The sequence below is a fragment of the Achromobacter sp. Marseille-Q0513 genome (assembly GCF_018195695.1).
Taxonomy (GTDB): domain Bacteria; phylum Pseudomonadota; class Gammaproteobacteria; order Burkholderiales; family Burkholderiaceae_B; genus Achromobacter.
Genome location: NZ_JAGTJY010000208.1, coordinates 1 through 10,095 on the forward strand (window position 1 = coordinate 1; position 10,095 = coordinate 10,095).

Consider the following 10,095-nt stretch of genomic DNA (forward strand, 5'->3'; position numbering starts at 1 on the left):
CTACGGCAAGCTGCAAGCCGCCATGCGCGCGCTGCTTTGCGGCGACCCGGATGTGCGTCCGGGCAGCTACCGCGCGGCGGTCAGCCTGTGGTTCGGCGACAGCGGCCAGGTGCGGCGCGTGCGCCTGCTGGATTCCACGGGTTCGCCCGAGCGCGACCAGCTGCTGACGCAGCGGCTGGGACGATTGAAACTGGACGAGGCCGCGCCGCCGGGCGTGGGCCAGCCCATCACCTTTGTGATCCGGCCTGGGCAGGCCGCGGCCACCGGAGACTGTCTTGCATAACGGCAAGAGCGCGGATGCGTTCCGCCAGGACCGCCATCCCGGTCCGCCATGCCAGGGACCGGCCCCATGAAGGACGGCGGCCTGGCTTCGTTGCGCAAGTCGCTGGTCACCCACTATGACCGGCTCAAGCGCCGTCTTTCCGCCCGCCTGGGCAACGACGAGCTGGCGGGCGACGCGTTGCAGGACGCGTACCTGAAGCTGGACGGCGTCGCCGCGCCCGAGGCGGTGCGGCAGCCCGAGGCCTATATCTACCGCATGGCCTTCCATATCGCCGCCGACTACGCGCGCTCGGGCGATGAAAGGCTGACGCGCGCCGAGGCCGACGAGATCCTGGGGCTGACGCCCGATGCCGCGCCCGGCCCGGCGCAGATCGCGGAGGACCGCCAGGCGCTGCAGACCCTGATGCGGGCGCTGGAGCGCATGCCGGAGCGTCAGCGCGAGATCCTGCTGGCGGCGCGCCTGGACGGCGTCACGCAAAAGGAGCTGGCGGCGCGGCATGGCATTTCGGTGCGCATGGTGGAGCGCGAGCTGCAGCACGCGCAGGCCTATTGCCGCGCGCGCCTGCCGTATTCAAGGTCGGATCGATGATTTTCAGCCGCTACTTCAAATCGGGCGCCAAGGCGCTGGACAGCGAGGCCGAGGCCTGGGTGCGGCGCATCCAGTCCGGGCAGGCCACGCGGCGCGACGCGCTGGCGTTGCGGGAATGGTGCGCGCACAGCGACGCGCACGCGGCGGCGTTCGAGCGGGCGCGGCGCGCCTGGGTGGATATCGGGCAGGCCGGCAGGGCGTTCCGCGCCGCGCATCCGCGCGCGGCGGCGGCGGCGCTGGCGCGGCCCGGCCGCCGGGTGATGCTGCGCGCGGGCCTGGCCGGGGCCGGCGCGGCGGCCGCCGCCGCCGCGCTGCCGCCGCTGGGCTGGTGGGCCAGCCTGGAAGGACTGGGCGCGGACTACAGCACGGCGGTGGGCGAGCAGCGCACCGTCGACTGGGACGGCGGGCAGGCCGTGGTCGAACTGGACGCCCGCACCCGCATGAACGTGGCCGACGGCCCGCGCCGCCTTGAGTTGCTGGAAGGGCAGGCCGCGATCACCTGCGCCGAGCAGGGCCAGGGCCTGACCGTCGCGGCCGGGGCCGGCGAGATCCTGCTGGGCGCCGCCAGCGTGGGGCTGCGCCGCAGCGGCGACGAGGTCACGGTCACCTGCCTGCGGGGGCGCGTGGATATCCGCCATCCCAGCCGTGAACTGGCGCTGGAGGCCGGCCAGCAGGCGCGCTACGGCGCCGTCGCGGTGACGGCGCCGGCGCGCGCCGACATGGAGCAGGCCATGGGCTGGCGCGAGGGCGTGCTGGTGTTCCGCGACATGCCGCTGTCCGAGGCGGTGGCCGAGATCAACCGCTACCGGCCCGGCCGCATCATGGTGCTGGACGACGCGCTGGCGGCGCGGCGGGTCAGCGGGCGCTTCCAGATCGCCCGGCTGGACCTGGCGATCGACCGGATCCGCGAGGCCTTCGGCGCGCATGTGCGCCAGTTGCCCAAGGGCATCGTGTTATTGAGCTGACACAAAAGATTCACGAAAAAACCAGTTCGGGTTCCGGGCGGGCAAACACGACAGGAGATATCGCAGGCGAGCGGCCCGAGTCACACCGGGCGCGCGTCATCCGGTCCCCAACCTGAGTCCGTTTCCATGCCCGGCCACACCCGCACTCCCTCCCGCATCCGCAACTGCCCCGCCGCCAGCCTCAAGGGCCGGCTGGCGCCGCGCCGTACGCCGCTGGCGACCGCGCTGGCCTCGCTCGCGCTCGTCGGCGCGGGCGCCGCCCATGCCCAGCCCGCTGCGTTCAGCAGCGGCTGGTTCGCGGCCAAGGGCGCGGCGCAGGCCAACACGGCGGTCACGGGCCGCCTGCCCAACGGGCAACCGGCGCTGGGGCTGCCGGACGGCGCGCGCCAGTCGCAGGCCGCGCGCGAGCAGCTGCAGCGCTCGGTGGGCAACCTGGGGCGCACCGCCGCGTCGATCGCCGCGCAGCAGGCGGCGCAGCGCGCGGCCCGTGATGGTGCGCTGGCCACGGGCGGCGCGCTGCCGGACGGCCTGGCGGAGGGCGGCCTCAAGGTGGACGCCAATCCCCTGACCGCCGGCTGGCGCAATGCCAAGGCGCCGGTGCAGACCGCCGCCAACGGCCGTGTCAACGTCGCCATCGAGCAGACCGGCGAGAAGGCCATCCTGAACTGGGAGACCTTCAACGTCGGCCGCAATACCACGGTGCAATTCCGCCAGGATCCGAACTGGGCGGTGCTGAACCGCGTCAACGATCCGCAGGCGCGTCCGTCGCAGATCCAAGGCCAGATCAAGGCCGACGGCACGGTGATGATCGTCAACCGCAACGGCGTGGTGTTCGACGGCAGCGCGCAGGTGAACGTGCGCAACCTGGTGGCCGCGGCCACGCGCGTCAGCGACGAGCAGTTCCAGAACAACGGCCTGTACAGCGCGGACGGCAAGACGCCCAGTTTCACCGATGCGCTGGGCAAGATCGAGTTGCGCCCGGGCGCGGTCATCGAGACCAATCGTCCCTCGACCGTGACCCAGTCCGGCGGCTACGTCCTGCTGCTGGGCCGCGAGGTCGACAATGCCGGCACCATCACCACGCCCAAGGGCCAGGCGGCGCTGGCGGCCGGCGACAATTTCGTGATCAAGCGCGGCCAGGGCACCGAGGGCAACGTCGCCTCGACCACGCGCGGCAATGACGTGACGGCCTCGGGCGTAGGCACGGTGCGCAATCGCGGCCTGATCCTGTCGCCGCTGGGCGACATCACGCTGGCCGCGCGCCAGGTCGAGCAGGCCGGCGTGCTGGCCTCGACCACCTCGGTGGACGCGCGCGGCACCATCCACCTGAACGGCGTCGGCGCCGATGGCGCGGTGACGCTGCGTTCGGGCTCGACCACCGCCATCCTGGTTGACCTGGACGGCGCCACCGCGCTGGACGGCCAGCGCGACGCCCTGATGCCCGCCAGCCTGGCCACGGGCCAGACGCTGGGGCAGACCGACCCGTATCGCCGCGACCTGTCGCTGGTGCAGGTGGAGAGCGGCGGCACGGTCGACTTCCAGGGCGATTCGCTGACGCTGGCGACCGGCGGGCAGGTCGGGGTCAAGGCCGGCAAGCGCACGCTGGTGCGCGATGGCGCGCAGATCGACGTGAGCGGCGCCATCGGCGTGGCCGTGTCGATGGAATCGAACAATCTCAAGATCAACGTCCAGGGCAACGAGCAGCGCGACGCGCCGATGAACCGCGACAGCGGCAAGCTCAACAACGGCGATATCTGGCTGGACCGGCGCGAGCTGATCCGCGTCGCCAGCGGCAGCGGCGGTTATGACGGCGACCGCTGGTACAGCGGCGGCGGCCTGCTGGAAGTCGGCGGCTACCTGGGCACCATGGGCGTGCCGGTCAGCCACTGGCTGGCGCAGGGCGGCCAGGTGCGCTTCGAGGGCGCCGAGGTGGTGACGCAGAAGGGCTCCAGCATCAACCTGTCGGGCGGCACGCTGGACGTGCGCGCCGGCACCTTGCAGCAGACCTGGCTGCGCGGCGCGGATGGCCGCCTGTACGTGGCTGACAAGGCCCCGGGCGACGTGCTCTACACCGGCGTCTACCAAGGCTACGAGCAGCGTTCCGCGCGCTGGGGCGAGAAGGCCACGCGCCGCTTCTACAACCCGCTGCTGGCGCCGCGCACCCGCTACGAGGACGGCTACACGGTCGGCCGCGACGCCGGCACGCTGCTCATCTCGACCCGCAGCGCCGTGCTGGAAGGCGATCTGGTCGGCGACACCTACCAGGGCACGCGCCAGGACCGCGCGCCGCAGTCCGGGCTGGACGGCTACAGCCAGTCGCAGCGCGCCGTCGCGCGCCGCGCCGGCCTGGTGGTCGGCAACGATGTGCGCTATTACGACACCGCCTCGCGCCAGATCTATTCCCAGCTGGGCGCCACCGGCGACACGGTGGCCGAAGTGGTGCTGGGCGCGGGACGCGAGCGGGTGGCCGACGGCCTGGACCTGGGCGCCGCCTTGCCGCAGGAAAACAAGGGCAAGCTGTTCCTGGACGCGAACCAGCTCAACGGCTTCTCGCTGGGCCGGCTGCGCGTCGCGGCCGGACGTTCCATCACCGTCGATGCGGCCTTGCGCGGCGCCGATGGCGGCGAAATCACGCTGTATGCGCCCGACGTGGACGTCAAGGCCAATCTGACCAGCCGTGGCGGCCTGATCCAGGCCGGCAACGTGCTGTACCAGCCCTCCTTCCTGGCCGTGCGGCTCGAGGACTCGGCGCTGGCCCCGGCCGCCAACCAGAAGGCGCGGCTGCATGTCGCGGGCGGCGTGATGCTGGACGCGCGCGGCGTCTGGGCCAATCTGCTGCGGGACGCCGACGGCCTGGCCGGCCTGCCGGTGCGCGACGGCGGCCGCATCGCGCTGCGCGGCACCGGCGACGTGGCGGTGGACGCGGGCAGCGTGCTGGACGTGACCGCCGGCGCCTCGCTGGTGTCCGATGGCAAGCTGCAAGGCGGCAAGGGCGGCAACGTGACGCTGGCCTCGCATGTGCTGGGCCAGATTCCTTCCAACGGCGGCCTGCTGTCCTTCGCGGGCGAGGTGCGCGGCTACGGCGTCACGGGCGGCGGCACGCTGTCCGTGGCCAGCGGCGGCAAGATCGTGCTGGGCGGCCCCGTGGATGCACAGGACGCGACCACGCTGCGGCTGGACCCGTCGTTGTTCAGCACCGGCTTCGGCAAATACGAGATCAACGGCTACAAGGGCCTGACCGTCGCGGACGGCGCGCAGATCGACGTGCTCATGCCGGTGCTGCGGCTGGAGGGCGGCGCCGCGCAGGCGCCCGGTTCGGGCGCCCCGCCCGCCGACGTCCTGACGCGCTGGACGCCGGCGCTGTATACCGAGGACGCGCTGCGCGGCACGCTGACGCAACGCGCCGGCGCCGACCTGGCGCTGTACTCGGACCGGGCCGCGCAAGGCGGCCCCATCGTGGTGGGCGAGGGCGCGCGCGTCAGCGTCGATCCCGGCCGCTCGATCCAGATCCGGGGCGCCGACCAGATCACCGTGCTGGGCCGGCTCGATGCCTGGGGCGGCCGCATTTCCATCCAGGAGCCGCGCGTGGGCGAGCAGCCCTATGTGCCCAAGGCCAATCCCCGTTCGGTCTGGATCGGCGAGCAGGCGGTGCTGGACACCGCCGGCCGCAGCCATGTGGCGACCGACGCCAAGGGTCGGCGCTATGGCACGGTGCAGGCCGGCGGCGCCATCGAGATCGGCGGCACGCTGAACTGGGAGGCCGATGTCGATACGCCTACCCGTCCCATCGACCGCCACGTCATCCTGCGTCCCGGCTCGCTGCTGGACGCGTCCGGCACGCAGGCCGTGCTGGACCTGCCGGGACGCGGCGCGACGCTGGTCGGCTCGGACGGCGGCAGCATCGTGCTGGCCTCGGCCAACAGCCTGCACCTGGACGGCGCGCTGCGCGCGGCGGCCGGTTCGGCGCAGGCGGCCGGCGGCACGCTGGGCATTGCGTTCGGCGGTGCCTTCTACCAGCGCAACCTGTCGCCGGAACAGGCGGTGCTGCAGGAGCGCCGGCTGGTGCTGACGCAGCGCCAGGGCGAGAGCCGGCTGGCCGCCGGCCTGCGGCCGGGCCAGGACAGCGCCGAGCTGGCCTACGGCGCGGGCCGCCTGGGCGTGGACCGCGTCGAGGCGGGCGGCTTCGACAACCTGGCGCTCAATGCCAGCGTGTTCGCCGACGGCAACGTGACGCTGGCCATGCGCCAGAGCCTGCGCCTGTCGGGGGTGCTGACGCTGCGCGCGGACGCGCCGGCGGCCAGCGTGGTGGACCTGCGCGCGCCCTACCTGCTGTTCAATCAGTCGCGCTATGTGGGGCTGCAGGGCGCCGACTTCTTCGTGCAACTCGGGCCCGAGCCGCTGAAGTACTTCCACAACGGCAACCGGCTGAACGTGTCGGCGAATCTGGTGGATGTGCGCGGCCTGCGCGACCTGATCGGCTTTGACGACGTGCGCTTCGACGTCCAGGGCGACCTGCGCATGGGCAGCCCGGGCTTTGTCGACCGCAGCATCCGCACCAAGCTGGCGGCGCCCGACCGCATGACGCTGAGCGCCGCGCAGATCTACACGACCACCCGGGGCGGTGGCATCATCGCCGCGGGCGAGTACATGGCAAAGGGGCCGCAGGGAGACATCTACAGCTACAACCCCAAGGCGGTCCTGACGATCCGGCGCGCCTCCGGCGATCTGCCCGCGGTGCCGTATGCCGCGTTCGGCGGGCTGACGCTCATGGCGCCGCTGATCGAACAGGGCGGCGTGCTGCGCGCGCCGCTGGGCAGCATCGTCTTCGAAAGCAACCCGCAGGCGCCGAGCACGGTACGGTTCCTGCCGGGCAGCCTGACCTCCGTCAGCGGAGCGGGGCTGCTCATGCCCTATGGCGGCACGGTGGATGGGGTGAAGTACCTCTACGCCGGCAACGAGGTGAAGCCGGACTCCACCGGTTCCGCCGGCTACGATGGCCGCAAGATCGAGATCCAGGGCAAGGCGGTCGAGGTGGCCGAGGGCGCCGTGCTGGATTTGTCCGGCGGCGGCGAACTGAGCGGCGGCGCCTTCGTGCGCGGACGCGGCGGCTCGGTGGACGTGCTGCGCTACGCCATGGCCGACGCCAATCCGGGATTCGGCTTCAGCCGTTCGGGCAACGCCGTCTATGCCATCGTGCCGGGCTTTGCCGGCAACCAGGCGCCGATCGCGGCCGACGCGGGCGCGGGCAGTCCGGCGGTGGGCCGGCAGGTGACCATCGGCGCCGGCGTGCCGGGCCTGCCGGCCGGCACCTATACGCTGTTGCCCTCGACCTATGCGCTGTTGCCGGGCGCGTTCCGCGTCGAGCTGGGCGCGCAGGGCGCCTATGACGCGTCCGCCGTGGCGCGCACGCGCGGCGGCTCCTGGGTCGGCAGCGGCTGGCTGGGCACGGCCGGCACCGCGCAGCGGGCGGCGCTGCCGACCAGCCTGTTGTTCACGCCGGGCGACGTGCTGCGGCGCCATGCGCAATACAACGAGACCTCCTACAACGCCTTCCTCCTGGCGGACGCGGCGCGCAAGGGCACCCAGCGCGGCCTGATGACCGTCGACGCCCGCGCGCTGCAGCTGACCCTGGACGAGGGCGCGGGCATGGGCCGGCAGCCGGCGCTGTCGTTCAAAGGCCTGGCGCGCTTCGGCGTGCCGAAGGACAGCGGCGGATACGCGGGCAACCTGGTCGTCAACGGGCCGGCCCAGGGGCTTGAGATCCTGGCGGCGGGACAGACGCCCATCCTCGGGCCCAAGGCCGCGGCGATCCAGGCCTCTGATCTGAACGCGCTGTCCGCCGGTGCGATGTTCCTGGGCGGCACGCCGGGCCGGGGCGTGTACGACTCGGGCCAGATGGACGTGTACGCCAAGAACACGCAACTGCTGGTGCGCAGCGGCGCCGTGCTGTCGGCGCCCGAGATCTTCCTGTACGCGGCCTCCGGCGGGCGCGGCATCATGGTCGAGCAGGGCGCGACGCTGTCCACGCTCGGGCGCGGCGCGGCGGCGCTGGACGCGCGCACGGGCACGTACTACGCGCTGACCTCGGGCGCCTTGCTGGCCGTATCGAACGGGCTGGTGAACTTGATGGCGCCCAAGGGCGGCGCCGGCACCGCCATCGACGTGGGCGGCTGCGTCGCGGCCTGCGGCGGCGCGTCCCTGCTGCTGTCCGAAGGGTCCATCGGCGCGGCCACCAGCGGCGGCTTCACTTGGCGCGACACGGTGCAGTACGGCACGCGCAACCTGGCGCTGAGCGTATCGGCCGTCAACCTGGGCAGCGCCCAGGCCTTGCAGCAGGCCGGCGCGGCGGGCCACCTGCCGCCGGGCCTGGAGATGAACCAGGACGTGCTGGCCACGCTGTTGCGCGGCAATACGGCGCTGGGCGCGCCGGCGCTCGAGAGCCTGATCCTGAACGCGAACGAATCGATCAACGTGTACGGCGCGGTGGCGCTGGACGCGCGCGGCGCGGGCGGCCGCTCGCTGCAGCGGCTGGTGCTGGGCGCGCCGGCCATCTACGGCTACGGCGCGGCGGGCGACACGGCCACCATCGCCGCCGGAGAATTCATCTGGGCGGGCGCGATCGCCGCGGACCGCAACGGCATCAATGTCGGCGCCACCAAGCCGCAGGCGCCCGGCGGCGCCATGCTGGACCAGCTCGGGCACGGCAAGCTGAACGTCGTGGCCGACACGATCCGGCTGGAGTCCTCGCCGTATCAGCTGCCGAACGATCTGGTGACGGCCGAACGCCTGCTGCTGGGCTTTTCCTCCGTGACCCTGGACGCCGCCAAGATGATCGCGGGTCGGGCCCGGGGCGGGCTGTCGGTCTATCACGAACAGGACGGCTACAACGCGCAGGACGGCTGGCGCTATCGCGGCGGCGACCTGCTGATCCGCACGCCGCTCCTGACCGGCGAGGCCGGTTCGGTGATGACGGTCAAGGCAGGCGGCGCGCTGTCCGTCGCCGGCACCGGCGCGGCCGCGGCCGCGCGCGACGCGCTGGGCGCCACCATCAACCTGGCCGGCCGCAGCGTGTCGCTGGACACGACGGTGGCGCTGCCTTCGGGCAAGCTGTCGATCAAGGCCGACGACAACATCGCGCTGGGCGCGGGTTCGCGCATCGACCTGGCCGGCCGCGAGGTGCGCCTGTTCGACCAGCTGCGCTACAGCTGGGGCGGCGACCTGGAACTGCAGAGCATGGCCGGCGATATCACGCAGGCCAAGGGCGCGCTCATCGACGTGTCGGCGCGCAACAACCGCGCCGGCCGCGTGCAGGCCATCGCGCTGGGCGACTCGGCGGGCCGCATCGACCTGGGCGGCACCTTGCGCGCCACGGCCTCCGGCCGCTATGACGCGGGCGGCACGCTGGTGCCGTATGAAGGTGGCGAAGCCGTGCTGCGCGCGCAGGCGCTGGCCGACTTCGGCGAGCTGAACGCCCGCCTGACCGAAGGCGGATTCTTCGGCGCGCGCCGCTTCCAGATCAAGCGCGGCGACCTGACGGTCGGCGACGAACTGCGGGCCCGCAACGTCGAGCTGGTGGTCGACGGCGGCAGCCTCACCGTCAACGGCCGCATCGATGCCAGCGGTCCGCAGGTCGGCAGCATCCGCCTGGCGGCCATGGGCGATCTGGTCATCAACGGCGTGCTCGACGCGCATTCGACCACGCTGCGCGTGGACAGCTACGGCAAGATCATCGACAGCGCCAACCGCGCCATCGTCGACCTGACCTCGCGCACCGGCACGCTGTCGCTGGGCGCTGGCGCCCAGGTGGACTTGCGCGCCGGCGTCGGCGCGCAGAACAACGACGGCGTGGCTCGCGGCACGCTGGACCTGAACGCGCGTCGCCTGGGCGGCGGCGCCGAGCGCGGCGCGATCGCCGGCTCCGGTAACGGCGCCAACGACGTGGCCGTGTCGGTCGCGGGCACTCCGCTGATCCAGGGCGCCAAGACGGTGGCGGTGAACGCCTTCCGCCGCTACGACGACGCGCCGCTGGTCGCCGCGCCGGACGTCACCGGCAAGCGCCCGCAGGAAATCACGCAAGGCTATCTGGACGGCATCGACGGCCAGAACCAGACCTACATGAACGCCGCGCTGGCCAACCCGGCGGTGGCCGCGCGCCTGGCCGGCCTGGGCGCGTACAAGCTGCGTCCGGGCGTGGAAGTCGTCAGCGCCACGCCGGACGGCGACCTGACCGTGTCCGGCGACATCGACCTGTCCAACTAC

3 protein-coding genes and 1 pseudogene are annotated in these 10,095 nt (G+C 72.7%); all 4 read left to right on the plus strand.

The window, feature by feature from the left end; translation table 11 throughout:
- Window positions 1-283: pseudogene (locus KDH83_RS26890) on the plus strand (TonB-dependent outer membrane receptor); the annotation flags it as partial.
- Between the two features lie 66 nt (window positions 284-349).
- A complete protein-coding gene (locus KDH83_RS26895) occupies window positions 350-871 on the plus strand; it encodes an RNA polymerase sigma factor (protein WP_158658502.1) in 522 nt (173 codons plus the stop codon).
- On the plus strand, window positions 868-1,836 hold the full coding sequence (locus KDH83_RS26900) for a FecR domain-containing protein (RefSeq protein ID WP_212321313.1): 969 nt from the start codon (window positions 868-870) through the stop codon (window positions 1,834-1,836). Before KDH83_RS26895 ends, KDH83_RS26900 begins: the two co-directional genes overlap by 4 nt.
- 126 nt (window positions 1,837-1,962) lie before the next feature.
- A partial coding sequence (locus KDH83_RS26905) for a filamentous hemagglutinin N-terminal domain-containing protein (RefSeq protein ID WP_212321315.1) occupies window positions 1,963-10,095 on the plus strand: 8,133 nt, incomplete at its 3' end.

What these genes read in the sequence shown, in the direction of transcription:
- KDH83_RS26895 (WP_158658502.1), top strand. Translation starts at nt 350, where the DNA reads ATGAAGGACGGCGGCCTGGCTTCGTTGCGCAAGTCGCTGGTCACCCAC.
- KDH83_RS26900 (WP_212321313.1), top strand. Translation starts at nt 868, where the DNA reads ATGATTTTCAGCCGCTACTTCAAATCGGGCGCCAAGGCGCTGGACAGC.